Source organism: Niastella soli, assembly GCF_017742245.1.
GTDB lineage: Bacteria > Bacteroidota > Bacteroidia > Chitinophagales > Chitinophagaceae > Niastella > Niastella soli.
The window spans coordinates 476,971-493,023 of record NZ_JAGHKO010000004.1; the positions used below are offsets into that span (position 1 = coordinate 476,971).

General features: G+C 41.5%; 12 protein-coding genes. 8 read left to right on the forward strand and 4 right to left on the reverse strand.

Annotation, left to right across the window (positions count from 1 at the left end; genetic code table 11):
- Window positions 1-144 precede the first annotated feature (144 nt).
- A complete protein-coding gene (locus tag J7I42_RS16835) occupies window positions 145-579 on the forward strand; it encodes an EthD family reductase (RefSeq protein WP_209140007.1) in 435 nt (144 codons plus the stop codon).
- Window positions 580-937: 358 nt separating this feature from the next.
- Window positions 938-1,414: a hypothetical protein gene (locus J7I42_RS16840; RefSeq protein WP_209140008.1), complete on the forward strand. Its 477-nt coding sequence runs from the start codon at window positions 938-940 to the stop codon at window positions 1,412-1,414.
- 122 nt (window positions 1,415-1,536) lie between these two features.
- Here J7I42_RS16840 and J7I42_RS16845 read toward each other — a convergent pair whose 3' ends face one another.
- The 3 genes from J7I42_RS16845 to J7I42_RS16855 all read right to left on the reverse strand — a co-directional run bounded on the left by J7I42_RS16845 (window position 1,537) and on the right by J7I42_RS16855 (window position 4,132).
- A complete protein-coding gene (locus J7I42_RS16845; protein ID WP_209140009.1) occupies window positions 1,537-2,514 on the reverse strand; it encodes a glycoside hydrolase family protein in 978 nt (325 codons plus the stop codon).
- Between the two features lie 177 nt (window positions 2,515-2,691).
- Window positions 2,692-3,213, reverse strand: coding sequence for a M23 family metallopeptidase (locus J7I42_RS16850; RefSeq protein WP_209140010.1), 522 nt, complete (start codon window positions 3,211-3,213; stop codon window positions 2,692-2,694).
- A 124-nt stretch (window positions 3,214-3,337) separates the two neighbouring features.
- The gene (locus tag J7I42_RS16855) at window positions 3,338-4,132 is read right to left on the reverse strand and encodes an HAD family hydrolase (RefSeq protein ID WP_209140011.1); all 795 of its coding nucleotides are present in this window, start codon (window positions 4,130-4,132) and stop codon (window positions 3,338-3,340) included.
- Window positions 4,133-4,790: 658 nt separating this feature from the next.
- On the opposite strand from J7I42_RS16855, the gene J7I42_RS16860 reads away from it, so the two are divergent.
- From J7I42_RS16860 to J7I42_RS16885, 6 genes are all read left to right on the forward strand, one after another.
- Window positions 4,791-7,262: a sensor histidine kinase gene (locus J7I42_RS16860; RefSeq protein ID WP_209140012.1), complete on the forward strand. Its 2,472-nt coding sequence runs from the start codon at window positions 4,791-4,793 to the stop codon at window positions 7,260-7,262.
- A 30-nt stretch (window positions 7,263-7,292) separates the two neighbouring features.
- Window positions 7,293-9,260, forward strand: a complete 1,968-nt coding sequence (locus J7I42_RS16865) for a sigma 54-interacting response regulator (RefSeq protein WP_209140013.1) — start codon at window positions 7,293-7,295, stop codon at window positions 9,258-9,260.
- A 239-nt stretch (window positions 9,261-9,499) separates the two neighbouring features.
- Complete coding sequence (locus J7I42_RS16870) at window positions 9,500-10,372, forward strand: alpha/beta hydrolase (RefSeq protein ID WP_209140014.1); 873 nt, start codon at window positions 9,500-9,502, stop codon at window positions 10,370-10,372.
- A gap of 45 nt (window positions 10,373-10,417) precedes the next feature.
- A complete protein-coding gene (locus tag J7I42_RS16875) occupies window positions 10,418-11,179 on the forward strand; it encodes an alpha/beta fold hydrolase (RefSeq protein ID WP_209140015.1) in 762 nt (253 codons plus the stop codon).
- A 38-nt stretch (window positions 11,180-11,217) separates the two neighbouring features.
- Window positions 11,218-11,916, forward strand: coding sequence for a type 1 glutamine amidotransferase domain-containing protein (locus J7I42_RS16880; protein WP_209140016.1), 699 nt, complete (start codon window positions 11,218-11,220; stop codon window positions 11,914-11,916).
- Window positions 11,917-11,973: 57 nt separating this feature from the next.
- Complete coding sequence (locus J7I42_RS16885; protein ID WP_209140017.1) at window positions 11,974-12,294, forward strand: putative quinol monooxygenase; 321 nt, start codon at window positions 11,974-11,976, stop codon at window positions 12,292-12,294.
- A 403-nt stretch (window positions 12,295-12,697) separates the two neighbouring features.
- Here J7I42_RS16885 and J7I42_RS16890 read toward each other — a convergent pair whose 3' ends face one another.
- Window positions 12,698-15,502 carry an outer membrane beta-barrel protein gene (locus tag J7I42_RS16890; RefSeq protein ID WP_209140018.1) on the reverse strand — a complete coding sequence of 935 codons (2,805 nt, stop codon included), beginning with the start codon at window positions 15,500-15,502 and terminating at the stop codon, window positions 12,698-12,700.
- Window positions 15,503-16,053 lie beyond the last annotated feature (551 nt).

Below are 16,053 nucleotides of genomic sequence, written 5' to 3' on the forward strand. Positions count from 1 at the left end.
CGTCGTTTATTGTTAGGCTCCTCCTTAACGGGTCGCAACTAAAGACCCCGATCCGCTCGCCATGCTGTTTTTTTGTTCAAGACCGGTTAACGGCATATATTTAAGAGTTAGTAGCAATTAAACCAATAATCAAACCTAATTTGTATGGCAACTAAAATACAATCCCTTTTGCTGATCTCCATCATTGCAGCTTTAACAGGTTGCAAAACCAGTCAACTGAAACCCTCCGCTGCAACAGAAGTTGGCATGTTTAAGGTGACCATACTTTATGCAAACGGGGAGGATAAGACCTTTGACATGGACTATTATGAAAAAAAGCACATGCCAATGGTAGCTGGATTTATAGGCAAAAATTTGAAATTTTATGAAATTGATAAAGGCATTTCCGGCAGAACACCCAATGACAAAGTACCCTTTGTAGCTATAGGTTATTTTTACATTACAGATGTTGCAGAATATAATAAAGCAATTGGACAAAACAGAGATGCCATCATCAGTGACTTTAAAAACTATACCAACATCCAGCCTACTATACAGATCAGTGAAGTTAAACAGGTGGGACACGTTGACGCGAAGTAAAGCTTACACTTAACTACCTGCCAAAGATTTGCTTCATCTTTTTCAAAAGTGATATCTAAGTAATAAAATATCTGTAAAAAACGCCTCGTAGATTTACATTTACGAGGCGTTTTAAATCAATATCATACTCTATTTTGAAAGAGGTGCAGCCCCTGTCGCTTTTACTATACTTATGCAAAAACACCTATCCCGCTCTTGCAAAACCAACAGTATAAGCACGCATGAGAAATCGCTCACTCTTTAATTTAAAGTTTTCATAATCTGTAAATTCGATACATTCAGAGTCATTACAGGAAAAATATACAACTCATAATAAACAAACCCTTCTGCCGTTCTTGCCTCCTTAACCAACCCTATAATGAAAAATAAAATTTCTGCTGCATTCGCTATTATTATCTTTTTCGCCCTATCTAAAAGTTGTATTTCCGATTATAAGAAAGGGGGTGATAAGGCAGCCATCGCCAAATATGAGAAAATGCTGGAAGACAATTCAAAAACAACTGCCGAGCTTCGCGATACATACCGGGAAGTGACCGTAAAGATCATGAAAGTGCCCGTGAAAACGTATGAGTTTAAGTATGATTATAAGGTTAACGAGACGTCCTATAGCGGAGAACACAGCTTCTCTGAACTGCCTACCAGCAAATACCTGGAAGTATATTATATGAAAGAGGATCATTCGGTTAGTTGTGTAAATCCGCAAAGCCTACTTGCCAGCGAAAATCAAAAGAATACATCAAAAGAGCCTTTATACTGGGGCATTGGCTTTGGAGTTCTTTGCGTTTTTTCCATTTTTGGTTTAGTCGCAGAATTAAGGGGAAAAAGTTTAGATTAAACTGCCGGGTAATTAATTAAGCTTGTTGTTATAATTTTCATACCATGCCTTGCGCAATGATGACCACTGTGCAAGGCATGGTATAATAGGTTAGGAAGCAACAGTTCTACTTACTCCTATACTCACAATTTCGCATAAGCAACACTAAAGTAGGAACTGAGACTAAAAGACGTGGCGCTTCCATTCGTAGCCCAGGAGGGCGTTACCATATTCATACTGCCGCCATCGCCGTTCCAGCACCAGGCCAGTACCGTCCAACCTTTACTACGTGCTTTATCTACTATTGCCGACCAGTCAGCACCGGAGCCACCGGAGTTTCCAAATTCCCCGATCATACAGGGGCGGCCGGAACTGGCAAGATCATCGATATCTGATGTATTCACATACCGCCCTTTGCCCCCATTCCAGGAACCGGGATAAATGTGTGCAGAAAGGATATAATTTCCATCTGTGATCTTTGTGCCATTGGTCCCTTTTGCGGCAGCCGCAGCAATAGCCGTTTCCTGTCCCCAACCCGACAGGTCAATAATGATAGCACCTGAATAAACCCGGCGCACAATGCTAATAGCATTATTGTATGCACTCGCATAGGCGTTGGCGCTTAGATTGTGACTTCCCCATTCGTTCATCAGGTTAATGGTAAATGATCCTGCCGAGGCCAGATTGGCATAATTGGCCACCCACCAGTTCGCAGCTGCTGTTAACTCCGCTGCATTATCAGAACCAAGGACAGAAGCTTTATGATAAGTGGCAATCACTGCATAACCATTGCTTCGGGCCTGTGATATCCAGCTTTTAGCCTGCGTTACATATCCAGGTTCAATTTCAATGCGCACCGTTTTGATCTTTGTCTGCTGTTTCATGAGCGACCAACCGAAATTCGGATTCCCTCCATTGTAATAGGATGGTTGCAGATTTACGCCATTACCAAAGCCGGCTGTAGCATCTACGCCAACCAGAGGCCCTGCATCCTCGCCAATGTTCTCGTTTTCTGTAAGATTCGTTGAATGTTTGTTACAGGCGGGCAACAACGCCGTGCCATACAGGACAGCTATAAGTACAATAGCCTGCCAACCCCATTGGGGTATTTTCTTTTTCATATGGATGTGTTTTAGTGAATAAGCAATCGTTATACAAGCGCTTGTACAGCGCTGATAGCAATCATAGAGGGCATTATAAATTTACCATGAAAGTGGGGAGCAGGCTAGTACTTTTTTAGCGTATCAGCTTATTATTTAAACCGGATACAAGTGCAGATAGGCGCTGCGCTTGCGTTTTCAAAAACATTCATTTAAATACGGGATAGGATTTAAGTAAAACATTTTTTTCCAGCCCTGGATGCTTTTGTCAATTCGCCAGGGGTAAGGTAAAACCGTCTTTATAGCATAGTGCAGATGTGGAGGCTTGCCAACTGCGTTACCAGTAGCACCAACTGTCCCAATTTGTGAGCTTTTTGATACAAATGAAAACATTCCAGTCGTTATATCATCCAGATGTGCGTAATAGTGAAGCCTCCATTTTGGACCAAGCACTAAAACCACATTGCCACCCATCTCGATTTGTCCTTTGAAAATCACAATTCCATAGGTGGAAGAATGTATAGGTGTACCTTTCTTAGCAAATATATCCACACCTTTATGAGTCACCGATTTCCCCCAAGGGTAAGCCCAGTAAGAATTCTGAGAATAGCTTTTGAATGTAGCACCCTCGACAGGCATTCTATAAGATTGTGGAATTAAAAACCCAATCAGCAGAATTATCAGTATTATATACAGGGTCCTATTAAGTCTTTTCTTCATTTGGGGGAAGGTCAATTATTTAAAATAGTCATTTTCCCGAACACTTTACTATTCCTCCTATTTATATAAACCCTTTACCTTTTGGTTAGACTATCACTAATAAAATTTCAGACTTAAAAAAATGCTAACATTCATTAAAACACAATAACTCTATTACATCCAGTATACCGGCCTCATTGTTATCTTTTTCTGTAACAAAATTAGCAGCCTCAATAAGTTTTGGGTTGGCATTTTTCATGGCATAACTATAGGTGGCAGTTTTCATCATTTCATAGTCGTTCATAAAATCGCCAAATACCAGGGTTTCATCGGGACTAATACCATTTAATGATTGCAGGATCTGTACGGCTTCGCCCTTATTGACGTCAGTTCGGGTAATGTCAAGCCATTTTGCGCCACCCACTACCACTTTTAACCGGTTTTCAAAATGTTTAAATTGCGGATAACTGTTTTGTTCTGAACCTGCATAATCATACACAGTCATCTTTAAAACCTCTTCATCAATCTTTGTAAGATCATCCACAATCTTAAAATTACTGTGGTAGGCTAATACAGCATTCATGAGAACCTCATCTGAATTTTCCAGATACCATTGGTCTCTTCCACAAAGTATTGGCCAGGCGTTGTCAACAGACCGGGCTGCTATTACCAGCGCCTCTATCTCATGTTTTGGCAGTGATTTGGAAAGCAACTCTGTTTGTTCATGAATAATAAGACTTCCATTATCCGAAATAGCATACAGCTGGTCTACAATAGCCTGAAATTTTTCGGTGATGCTAAAATGAGGTCTGCCGGTGGCGATCCCAAGCTTAATGCCTTTGTCAAACAGGCGGGAGGCTATTTTCCAGAAACGATCAGGGACTTCATGATTATCAGTGAGGAGGGTACCATCAAGGTCAGTAACAATAAGTTTTATCACAGTATCGCGGTTGTTTAAAGCGGTAAGGTACAACAAATTTAAAGATCGGGTAACAGGCCTTTGGCTTTCCAGTTTTGTATAGAGTGCAACCCTTCTGTGCATCCCGACCTGTCGGCAGAGTCGTTGGTTCGAATCCAGCCATCCCGACTAAAATTTACGAGTCCCTTCAAGTCATTGGATTTGAAGGGGCTTTTTGGTTCGAAGTGTTCTAGTTGAATTTTGATCCTTCAAATTCTCTCACATTCATTTTCCATATAGAAACTTCGTCGCCATTATATTGAATATCTTAAGCCAGGTTCGAATCCGGTTGAAATCACAAAAAGGAACGACCATTCCTCTATTATCTTCATATTCTGACAGCTACCTGTGTTTTTATGGAAATGTTAAGGGCGGGTGGTTCTGGTAGGAGATGCGGGTTACAACCGTAGCCATGGTCGGCGCTTACACCTTAGCGAGTGAATTAACTGCTCATAAAAACTATCTGCGTACTGAACTGGAGGTTATGTAAATGTCATGCGCGACCATATTATCAGCAATCAGAAAGCTGAACCCATTCAAAAAACATTTTTTGTTTTATTTATGTGTTTTTCCTTTCACAATGGACTCCATTTCGCAGCAAAGTAATTATCTTCAATTCAATTTGCTTAAAAGTAATGCTATGTCCAGGATCCTTCCATTTATTGTATTCAGTCTGCTGATGGCTGTTGAAGGGCAGGCTCAAACTTCAGCACAAAATGGAACACCCCAATATGCTTACTATCCACCATCCAGGGATAAGCAATCCTGGCAACGGCTAAATTTATTGCTGAGTTCCACTTTTATTAATGTGGTGCATGAAGGGCAGGTTGACCTGGACACCTCCTTATTATTAGCCAGCCGTTCACTTGGTTTAAGCCGGTTTTCAATGCTGGCGGAAGGGATAAATGATCCCGGATTGTTTGAGCAATCGGGCTGGATCGACCGGCGGGACCCCGGGTATGGGATCCGATTGTTATCAAAGGCAACAGGCAGGAAGCGCCTGGAATTATTGATCCTGCTTGGCGCCTATTATGCTTTTGAGCCTGGAGGTTATCAACAGAAAAGGGACAGTGTAGACTATTTTCTAACCCGGGCAATCCAGGAGAGTAAATTGTTGAAGGAAGAAAGGCTGGGTAGGCAGGCGCTTTGCCTGCAGGGAAAAATATACGTACAGCTGAACGATAGCCGGGGAGATTCAATTTTTACCCATTTGATCAATCAATGCGGGGAGGCTGGTGATAAGGAAACCGAAGCAAGGGCATTGGTATACCGCAGCAGGTACACGCCGCCAATGGCCGCCACCATACAAAAAAAGACAGAAGACTCGCAGCGGGCGGCAGACATCTATCACAGCCTGGGCAATACCGAGGGGGAGATCAATGCCCTGACGGATGCAGGCTATTTGATTACAATTACCGGGCAGTTGCAATCTGCTAAAGAAGTTTTCCTGAAAGCGCTTAACCTGGCTGAGTCTATCCACTTTCCCTACACGCATTACAATTTCCAAACGCTTTCCATGATCACCACTTTTCAGGGGAAGTTTGGGGAGCCATTGCGTTACACACTTCAAATGATCAAAATAGCTGAAAACTGCCGCGATAGTATCGGCTGGGGTTATTTATACAGTAACCTGGCGCTTATGCTTAAGTCTGAAGGCAGAATACAGGAAAGCCTGGATATAACGCAAAAGGCTATAAAGCGATTTATCATAGACCGTAATCCTACAGTGTATAATATGTTGATCGATGTGAACAATAAGATGGCTGAAGAGGGCCGGGCAAAAGAAGCGCTTGAACTTACGCTGGAGATCTCAAAAAAGGTAAACCCTCCAGCTACTTTTTCAGATCAATTTGTTTATCACGATGCATTTGCCAATTGTTATTTACACCTTAACCAGTTAGGCCTTGCCGAAATGCATCTTCGAAAGATGGATTCGCTGGAAACACTGGCCGAGAAGATCACGGGGCCGCTTAGAAGATCTGAAGTCAATGAATTAACCGGCCTGATCCTTATGAAACGGGGGCAATACCTGAAGGCACGCTCCTACTTCGAAAAACATTTCACCGTTCCATCGATGGTAACGCGCAATTTACCGGGCGATCTGAACGCATACCGTTCGCTGTTGACTATTGATTCTGCGCTTGGAGATAATGTGCGTACAATAGCTCATTACAAGAAATATACAGCACTACTCGATTCCAGTTTTAAGGTAACTAAAATAAGGCAGGCAGAAGAACTGCAGGTGATGTACCAGATGCAGGAGAAAGAAAGCCAGATCGCCTTGTTGACCCAGCAGGCTAATATTGAAAAGGCTAATTCGAAGCAGGCGGCTCTTCAAAAAAATGTAACGATTGCAGGTATTATCGCCGTAATGGTAATTGCAGGATTGCTATACCGGCAAAACCGGTTAAAACAAAGGAATAATGAGGTGATCACCCGTAAAAATAAGCAGCTACAGGAATTGTTGGACGTTCAGGCCCAGTTAATAAAAGATAAGGAATGGTTGTTGAAAGAAATACATCACCGGGTGAAAAACAATCTTCAGATCGTAATGAGCCTGTTGAATTCTCAATCGGTATATATTAACAATGATGCAGCGCTTACCGCTATCCATGACAGCGAGCGCCGGGTACATGCAATGGCGCTGATCCATCAGAAGCTTTACCAGTCTGAGAACATCTCCCAAATAGCGATGGTTGAATATATCGATGAACTGGTGAGTTATGTGCATGATAGCTTTGATATAGGGAATCGTGTAGTTTTTGAACAATTTATTGAGCCAATGAACTTGGATGTATCGCAGGCCATTCCACTCGGATTGATCATTAATGAAGGCATTGTGAATGCCATTAAGTATGCTTTCCCAAATGAACGGAAAGGAATTATAACTATCAACTTACATAATGATGGACCCGGCTATTTGTTGCTGGAAATATCGGATAATGGCATTGGTTTGCCGCCGGGGCTGAACATAAAGCAACTCAATTCACTTGGGCTGGATATGATACAGGGACTTACAAAACAATTAAATGGCAAATTTTATATAGAGAACAATAATGGTCTGCATATAAAGGTAGGGTTTGTTGCTTTAAACAGGGAATTGGTAAGTTAGTGCCGGTCCATTCTTTATTAATAATTTTTTATGAGTAAACAAGTGCTTATTGTAGAGGATGAGTATATTGTGGCCAAAGACCTGCAGCGTATACTGGAGCAGGCAGGCTATATAGTAAATGGCATCGCTTCCTCAGTTATAGAAGCCGAAGAAGATCTGCGGGAACACAAACCGGACCTTGTACTGCTGGATATCCGGCTGGAAGGAGAATTAACCGGAATTGATTTTGCCAGGAAGCTTAAGTCTGAAAATATTGCTTTCATTTATTTGTCTGCTAATTCTAATCAACCCATCCTGGATGAAGCAAAGAAAACCGAGCCGTATGGGTTCCTTGTAAAGCCATTCAGAAAGAAAGATCTGCTGATCGCTTTAGATATTGCCTGGTATCGCCACAACCATAGTTTTGAATCAAAATTACGCCAGGAAGTAATATTGCAGCAAAAATTAACGGAAATAACCAATGAAGCTACAGACCCCGATCAAAAGTTGTTGAAGGTGGCCGGGGTGATACAGTCTCATATACCATTTGACCTTATTGCCTCGGGATGCAGGCCGCTTAACACGGCACAGTTCAATGATAAAGGATATTTGCGTATAGGATATAACGAGTACCAGCTTATCGGTAAAAAAGAGTTACTGACAATAACGGGTCTAAAAGAAAATGATTTTTCAAGCATAGTTGAAAGTAGTTATACCGACCGGGCGATCATTTACAATGAGGGCGTCACAAATGAAAAACCCGGAATCACCTCCCTGCTCAGAATCTTGTTTGTCACCTTTAATTTACGATCGTACCTGGTATTTCCTGTTACGTTAAGAAATGGAATGTGTTTTCACTATTTCTTTTATAGTCGTCAACGTGATATTTATACCCAACATCATATTGACTTATTGATACGTTTGAAAACCTATTTAACGGCGGTGACCGAAAGAATGCTCTTTGAGGAAGCGGCATCGGCCCGGGTAACTGGCAGGCCAGTTTTGGCTGCTCAAAATAATAATGAAGTGGCCAGGCATACCGTCTTCAAAAGTATAATCGGGAATCACCATCTTTTACTAACAGCGTTAGACCTTGTAACACAGGTGGCGCCGTATAATACCTCTGTTCTGATACTTGGTGAAAGCGGTACAGGAAAAGAGAAAGTAGCTCAGGCCATTCATGATCTTTCACCAAGGAAGAATGGGGCATTTGTTAAAGTCAATTGCGCTGCCATTCCAAGCACGCTGATTGAATCTGAGCTATTCGGTCATGAAAAGGGTGCTTTTACCGGGGCTATTGAAAAACGGAAAGGGCGATTTGAACAAGCTGACGGGGGAACTATTTTTTTAGATGAAATTGGAGAACTGCCGCTGGGTATGCAGGTAAAATTATTACGCGTTTTACAGGAAAAAGAAATAGAGTATGTTGGTGGCAACGCTCCAAAGAAAGTGAATATTCGCATTGTAGCCGCCACCAACCGGAACCTCGAAAAAGAAGTAGCCGAAGGGAAGTTCCGGCTCGACCTGTATTATCGTCTCAATGTTTTTCCTGTTACCTTACCTCCTTTACGGGAACGAAGAAGCGACATAGAGGCATTGACATTGTTCTTTGCAAACAGGTTTTGTAAGGAATTCAATAAGCCATTTACGGGTGTTGCAGACGCTATGATGAAGCAATTGATTGCTTATGACTGGCCGGGGAATATCCGTGAACTGGAGAATATTGTAGAGCAGTCTGTTATTCTGAATGATGGACAATCAAAATTAGAATTAAAAAGGGGCCTGACTGTTTCCCTCCCTGAGGCCGCTGAAAAAGTTAATATCACTACCCTCCAGGATGTTAAGAACGTTCAACGGGAAACAGAAAGAGGGTATATCATCTCCGTTCTTAAAAAAGCGAATGGCCGCATACGCGGCGCCAATGGCGCAGCCGAAATATTACAGATCAAGCCATCGACCCTGGAGTCGAAAATGACCAAGCTGAATATTAAAAGAACAGATTTTATGGATATGACATAAGATCATTTAAAGACAATAACAACAGGCCCCCGGAATTTTCGGGGGCTTTTTATTTGTCCCCGAAAATTCCGGGGGCTTTTGGGTTTATACGGCATGCTGCCATGGAACATATTATCTGCGAACGATTTGTTTTACACTGCTTTGCGAAAATTTGTCCGATAGTTTTCTGATTTGGGATCAACTGGCACATAAATGGTCTTGCTATCTAATCAAAAACAACTGCTTAAACTGCTGTAAACATGGCCCCAAAAGAGAAGCAAATGGCCGCTACTTTTAGTACTAACAAAGTACAATCTACTTTTTACAGGCACTGGAAGAATAATTTCAAGCCCAAAGCGATACTGTTGATTGTGCATGGGCTGAATTCACACAGCGGGTATTATCAAAACTTTGCGCTGCAGCTCAATGAAAACAACTATGAAGTATATGCCATGGACCTTCGTGGCCGGGGTCATTCAGACGGTGAACGTTATTACATAGCCGATTATAAAGATATTACCGGTGACATTGACCTGGTATTGCAAACTATAAGAGCTGTCCACCCCACCTTACCCTTTTTCTTATTTGGCCATAGTGCCGGTGGTGTATTTGCTTCCGTTTATGCAGTGGAACACCAGCACCAACTAAAAGGACTGATCTGTGAGAGTTTTGCATTTCAGGTTCCTGCACCCGCGTTTGCCCTGGCCGTTATGAGATTACTGGGTTATATTATTCCGCATGTACGGCTGGTAAAGTTGAATAACCAGGATTTTTCCCGTGAACAGTCTGTTTTAGATACCATGAACAACGATCCTTTATTGGCCAATGAAAGGCAGCCAGCCAAAACCATGCAACAGCTTTTACGCGCAGCTGCCTATTTGAAAAAGGAAATGCCCGCCATAAAACTTCCTCTTCTTATCCTGCACGGAACGGCGGATAAAGCCACCCAACCCGGTGGAAGCAACTATTTCCTGGTGCATGCTTCTTCAGCTGACAAGCAATTGAAATTGTATGAAGGACATTTTCACGATCTGTTGAACGACAAAGACAATGGGATCGTGATGAGGGACATAGTACAATGGTTAAATGAGCAGGTTGAAGCCCTGCGGCAATCATCCAACCAGATATTGTAAAACCTAATCGCCTAAAATAATTTCTTATCATTCAAAATCAAAATTATGAAATCAACTTTTTTACCAATGTTTGCCTTGTTGTCTGCTACTCATTCTTTAGCGCAGTCACCAACGCCTGCACCTGCCAAACCCACTATTATTTTTGTTCATGGTTTGTGGGCTGATGGGTCTTCGTGGAACAAGGTCATTCCTACGTTACAAACCCAGGGATATAATGTTATTTCGGTTCAGAACCCTACTACATCCATAGAAGATGATGTGGCAGCTACAAAAAGAGCTATTGAATTGGCAAACGGAGATGTGATCCTGGCAGGCCATTCATGGGGAGGGTTTGTGATCTCAGAGGCTGGAGACGATCCCCGGGTAAAAGCGCTTGTATATATTGCTGCTTATGCGCCCGAAAAAGGTGAAACCGTACCCTCTTTAAGCGAAAAGGCGGCCTCTACAGCGCTGTTGTCTTTTTTTCAGGCGGCTGAAGGATACATAACACTTACCAATGAGGGCATTAACCAGGCTTTCGCTACCGACCTCCCTCCTAACGAGCAAAATATTGCTTTTGCCACGCAGCAGCCAGCCTCCCCCAATGTATTCAAGGCGGTGGCACAGCACGCAGCATGGAAAGTAAAACCAACCTGGTATATAGTAGCCGCAAACGATAAAACCATACATCCCGACCTGGAGCGGCTAATGGCTAAGCGGGCTAACGCAAAAACCACTGTATTGCAAACCGGCCACTTAGCTATGCTGGCTCAACCCCAAAAAGTTTTGGAAGTGATCGCAGAAGCTGTTAAGCAAACCAGTAAATAATTATAAGCACAGATCCATTAACAATTAAATCTTCAAAAATGAAAAAGAGAATTTTAATCATTGTGTCCAATGCTGGTACCATTGGCCCACATAATAGAAGAACAGGTAATTTTTTACCCGAGGTAGCGCATCCTTATGCGGTATTTGATAATGCAGGATACGAGATCGATTTTGCCAGCTTAACCGGATATGGGCCTTACCTGGATGCACTTAACCTGGCTGACGACCCGGATAATCTTAAATTTTTGACAGGTAAAGGATGGGCAACTATGCAAAAAGCAGTAAAACTTGCAGATGTTGACGTTGCCACCTACGACGCGATATTTGTGCCGGGTGGCCTGGCTCCCATGGTTGACATGCCGGACTCTGTGCTGATAAAAAAAGTAATTGTAGAGACCTATGAACGCAACGCTGTTGTAGGCGCCGTTTGTCATGGGCCCGTTTCCTTATTAAATGCAAAATTGAGCGATGGCACTTATATCGTTAACGGTAAAAATATAGCTTCTTTTACAACAGAAGAGGAAGATGGCTATGCCCGGGCAGATGTGCCTTTCGATCTGCAAACGGCACTTACCCAGCAAGGGGCGATATATCAAGTTACGCCACCCTGGACTGCCAACAGTGTTGCTGATGGCAACCTCGTAACAGGTCAAAATCCTGCGTCTGCCAAAGGAGTAGGTGAAAAAATGGTCGCCATCCTGGAAAAAACCAAAGCGAAAACCGGAGCAATGGCCTGAGTCATTAAAAATTGTGACCACTCTTTCAGGAGTGGTCATAAACTAATTAAATATTTCATGTCAAAAGCGAATGTAATGAGCACAACACCAGTTTATGTATTCGCCAAATGGCAGGTGATGGAAGGAAAGCTGGCTGCCGTATTATCATTCCTTAAGCAGGCTGCACAAAAAAGCCGGAGTGAAAAAGGAAACCTGTTTTACCATCTTCATCAAAGTACCAGCGATGCCAACACCATACTGGTATACGAAGGTTATACCAACGAAGCGGCAGCAGAAGAACATCGAAATTCTGATCATTACCAGGAGATCATTAAAAAGTCAATTATACCTTTATTGGAAAACCGGGAAGTGATCATGATGACACCGCTGTCAGATTAAGTAATATCAATCTGTTTATAAGTTGCGAGTTTCGGGTTAGTTATGAATTACGTTTTTGTAGAATGTCATTTGTTATAATGTTGGTTTTTACTATCCCCATGACTTTGCTGAATTCCGCCAAATTATCCAGGAACAGGTTAGACATCTGTCCAGTTGGCCCGGGTTTTCGATTTTGAAGTGGCCAGAACTGGACAGAGTTCGAACCTTTTGTTAGCTGATCTTAATAGCCTTCGATTATTTTGATAGAAAGAAAAGCGCAAACAATATGAATTAGGGAAATATTGCTGTTTAAAAAGAAGCTGATCGTTGAGCAATGATCAAAAGCCTTCCCCTCACGGCCTCACAATGTCCGGATCGATTCCTGGCTTGATATCGCCCGGTCAATTATTTTTCAACGAACCGCTTAAAACAAAGACCACTTTCCACCTGCAGCTGTTTTCTTTGCGCCTGCAGGCCTTAGATTATAAGTGAATGTTGACAAAAAATACTGCGCCAGCACATCTCCCTTAGAAAAGGATGCTGTATTTTGATTAGGCGACATGTACACATTTTTCCCCTGGTTCAATATGTCATTTGCACTTATCCTCAATACTGCTCTTTCATCTTTAAAGAAAGTAAAATTTACTGCTGCATTCCATAGATATATCTTTTTCAATGTCGGATCATCAAACATATTATTAGTGATTAAACGCAATCTTGTATCAAAAATTACATGTTTTATATAACGGACTATTACTTCTGTACCGATCGTTTGGCTAAATGTTTTGATATCTTCAAAACCAGCATTACTATTCTTTACAAACCGGTAACTAAAGGAGTACTCCTGGTTAAGCTCCAACTTATCATCCCAATTAAATCCAATGCCACTCCAGAAATTACAATTCAATCTGTTTTGTAGGCTTCGAACTCCATTATAATAAAAATAATTTCGAACATATTCGGTCCAGGTACCAAAATTCCAGGGGATCATAAAATTCTTTGAATTCCTTTTATTCTGGTACAAACCAAAATTAGTCGCAACACGTTTATACCCATTTGCATTTACGGGGTATATTGTTTGTATGCCACTCTGATCCAACGCAATGCTATCTACTATCACATTTTTCGATTGCGAGGCTTCAAACCATGACCATACACCCAAAGTACTTTTAGGGCTATAAGTGTTCAATGTAATACGTACCCTGTCCTGCAACGCCGGTTGAAGATTAGGATTACCCAACCTTGTCATATAAGGGTTGCTATTGTTCAATACCGGTATCAGGTTGCCGTAATAAGGTAACACTACATCCCGGTTATACGAAAGCGATAATTTTTTATATACAAAATCAAACTGTGGAAGAACATTATGCTGCTCCTGCGTAATTGACTGATTTAATGAGTATATATTGTTGTCAAATCTTTGCGATTGATAACGTATGCCTGGCCGGAAAGTAAAATCTTTATACCTGTATTCAATTCCTCCGGAAACGCTATACTTATTGCTTTCCCTGTTAAACCTGCTGCTCAGATCTTTGATAGGGCCACTTGTGTTATTTGCAAACGTGCCTACTCTGTCATCCATTTTTTCGTAATCGTAGCGTGCACCTAGCCTAAAGAAAAAGTTTTTGATCAGAGGTTCGCTGTAATTTCCGGCCACGTTAGCCGTCCACGTTGGTACCCATTCATTACGCAATTGATGGTAAACGGTATCTTTACCAACAGGTTGCTGGTATGAAATGAGAGCATTAGTATAGTCATCTCTGTCTCTTTTGCTCCACCCCGTGTATTGCGTAATATTCAATCGTCGCCCTTTTTTACTTCTGGATAGTTTGGTGAACATTATATTATGACTATACATGTTGGTTTTCAGATCACCTATATTATTTACAATACCGTTGTTTAAGTTTCCAAGAAAATTATTGACGCCACTTCTTGCGTCATTTTTTTCAGATTTGGTTCCGGATATTACATAGTTTAAGCCAATGATGAGGTTTATTGTAGAGTCAGGCTTTAAATTTGCACCGGCTCCAAACACATGCGAATTACCGATCTCGGTATAGTACTGTTTTGAAAAATTATTTATTACAGTATCTTCTTTATAGATATCGGTTCTGTTCTCATTTTGCACATCTGTATGAACACGTCCATAAAAATATTGACCATAGATTGATTGTTTATTGCTGGGCGAATGGTTGATGTTAATGCCTACGCCATCACTTTTTGTGACACCACCGTTCCGTGATTCTCCTCCAAAATTGATATCATTGATACTGAAGGAGGAACCGAAATTACTGGTATTGTTGTTATTGTTAGAGTTGCCTCCCATCGTCTCGATTGAACGGCTGATACCCATTGTTTGCCGCATATCAGTTACGCTAAACCCGGGGCGGTTAAGGTTATTGGAATAGCCCATTACACTTACCTGCAGTGTGTCCCTAAAAATATTTGCTATAGCTCCCATTTCATACCGGCCACCCTGCGGTCCGCCACCGCCACCGGCATAGGCTTTACCGAACATGCTTTTCTTTATCCCCTTTTTTAAAGTAAGATTGATCACCTTGCCTACGTTGTTCGCATTATCATCTCCATTACGCAACATCTCTTCTTTATCATCCGTTACCTGCACTTTATCGATCACCTGAGACGGCAAATTACGGCTAGCCATCTTTGGGTCATCACCAAAAAATGTTTTGCCATCAACCAATATCTTGTTAACAGGCTTCCCATTAACCATGATATTTCCATCTTTATCTACTTGTACCCCAGGTAATTTTTTTAAAAGATCTTCTACCAACGCATTGGGTAATGTTTTAAAAGCAGATGCATTAAATTCAACTGTATCCTTTTTAATTACAACCGGTGGCCGTTCTGCATATACAACCACTTCTTGCATTGCTACGGAAGCGGGCGACATGTAAACAGTACCGAGGTCTAAAACAGGCTGATCGCTTCTAACAGTAAATTCTTTCCTGTACCCAATGTAGCCACTATACGAAACTACAACTCTGCATTTCACATCAAAGGGTAACCCCGGAATTTTGAAATCACCTTCAGGGTTACTTAACCTGTAAGTAATAATGGCTGTATCAGATGCTTTAAAAACAGTTACGGTAGCTAAACCCAGAGGTATTTTTGCTGCACTGTCTATCAATTTTCCCTTAAGTGTTGCTTGCGAAAAGGATGTTGTACATATGGCTACGCACATAAAAAGCAATAAAATGATTTTCATTTTTTAATTCCGTTGTTTAATGGCTATATTAATTTTCTACATTTATCTCTTTTATTTCGATCGCCATAAGCTATCAAATCTCACCAGGGATTTTTTTTGAAAACCCAGGTCTGGTAATCTTCAATACTTATTTTCCTACGAAAAGGTTTCAATTTTGTTTGCTCCGGTATATAAATATAAAAGTGTACTCATAATTTCTATAAACCGTATCTCTTCACACTGCGGTAAAACTGCAAATGACGAATACAGTTATAGAGACAAGGCAATATGATATATGTTGCATGATAATTCAGATATTTATAAATGGGTAACAAGGGTGTTTGCAGGCAGTTGATTTTGCTCTATCAGTCATTTACTTTTCGACGTTGTTGGTGTTTGCAATCTTCAGCTAGTAGATGACATTGCCGGTGCCTGCCTGTCCGGTAGGCAGGTTTTCACCGGCGGCCCGAAGTTATACACGTGAATACCAAGTGAGAAGGTGAGTATTGGATGGTATACGCCATACATTTTAAAAAAATGATCTGGTCTTATAGCTATTTTAGGACTAGACA

What these genes read in the sequence shown, in the direction of transcription:
- J7I42_RS16845 (WP_209140009.1), bottom strand. Translation starts at nt 2,514, where the DNA reads ATGAAAAAGAAAATACCCCAATGGGGTTGGCAGGCTATTGTACTTATA.
- J7I42_RS16865 (WP_209140013.1), top strand. Translation starts at nt 7,293, where the DNA reads ATGAGTAAACAAGTGCTTATTGTAGAGGATGAGTATATTGTGGCCAAA.
- J7I42_RS16860 (WP_209140012.1), top strand. Translation starts at nt 4,791, where the DNA reads ATGTCCAGGATCCTTCCATTTATTGTATTCAGTCTGCTGATGGCTGTT.
- J7I42_RS16875 (WP_209140015.1), top strand. Translation starts at nt 10,418, where the DNA reads ATGAAATCAACTTTTTTACCAATGTTTGCCTTGTTGTCTGCTACTCAT.
- J7I42_RS16870 (WP_209140014.1), top strand. Translation starts at nt 9,500, where the DNA reads ATGGCCCCAAAAGAGAAGCAAATGGCCGCTACTTTTAGTACTAACAAA.
- J7I42_RS16885 (WP_209140017.1), top strand. Translation starts at nt 11,974, where the DNA reads ATGTCAAAAGCGAATGTAATGAGCACAACACCAGTTTATGTATTCGCC.
- J7I42_RS16890 (WP_209140018.1), bottom strand. Translation starts at nt 15,502, where the DNA reads ATGAAAATCATTTTATTGCTTTTTATGTGCGTAGCCATATGTACAACA.
- J7I42_RS16880 (WP_209140016.1), top strand. Translation starts at nt 11,218, where the DNA reads ATGAAAAAGAGAATTTTAATCATTGTGTCCAATGCTGGTACCATTGGC.
- J7I42_RS16835 (WP_209140007.1), top strand. Translation starts at nt 145, where the DNA reads ATGGCAACTAAAATACAATCCCTTTTGCTGATCTCCATCATTGCAGCT.
- J7I42_RS16840 (WP_209140008.1), top strand. Translation starts at nt 938, where the DNA reads ATGAAAAATAAAATTTCTGCTGCATTCGCTATTATTATCTTTTTCGCC.
- J7I42_RS16850 (WP_209140010.1), bottom strand. Translation starts at nt 3,213, where the DNA reads ATGAAGAAAAGACTTAATAGGACCCTGTATATAATACTGATAATTCTG.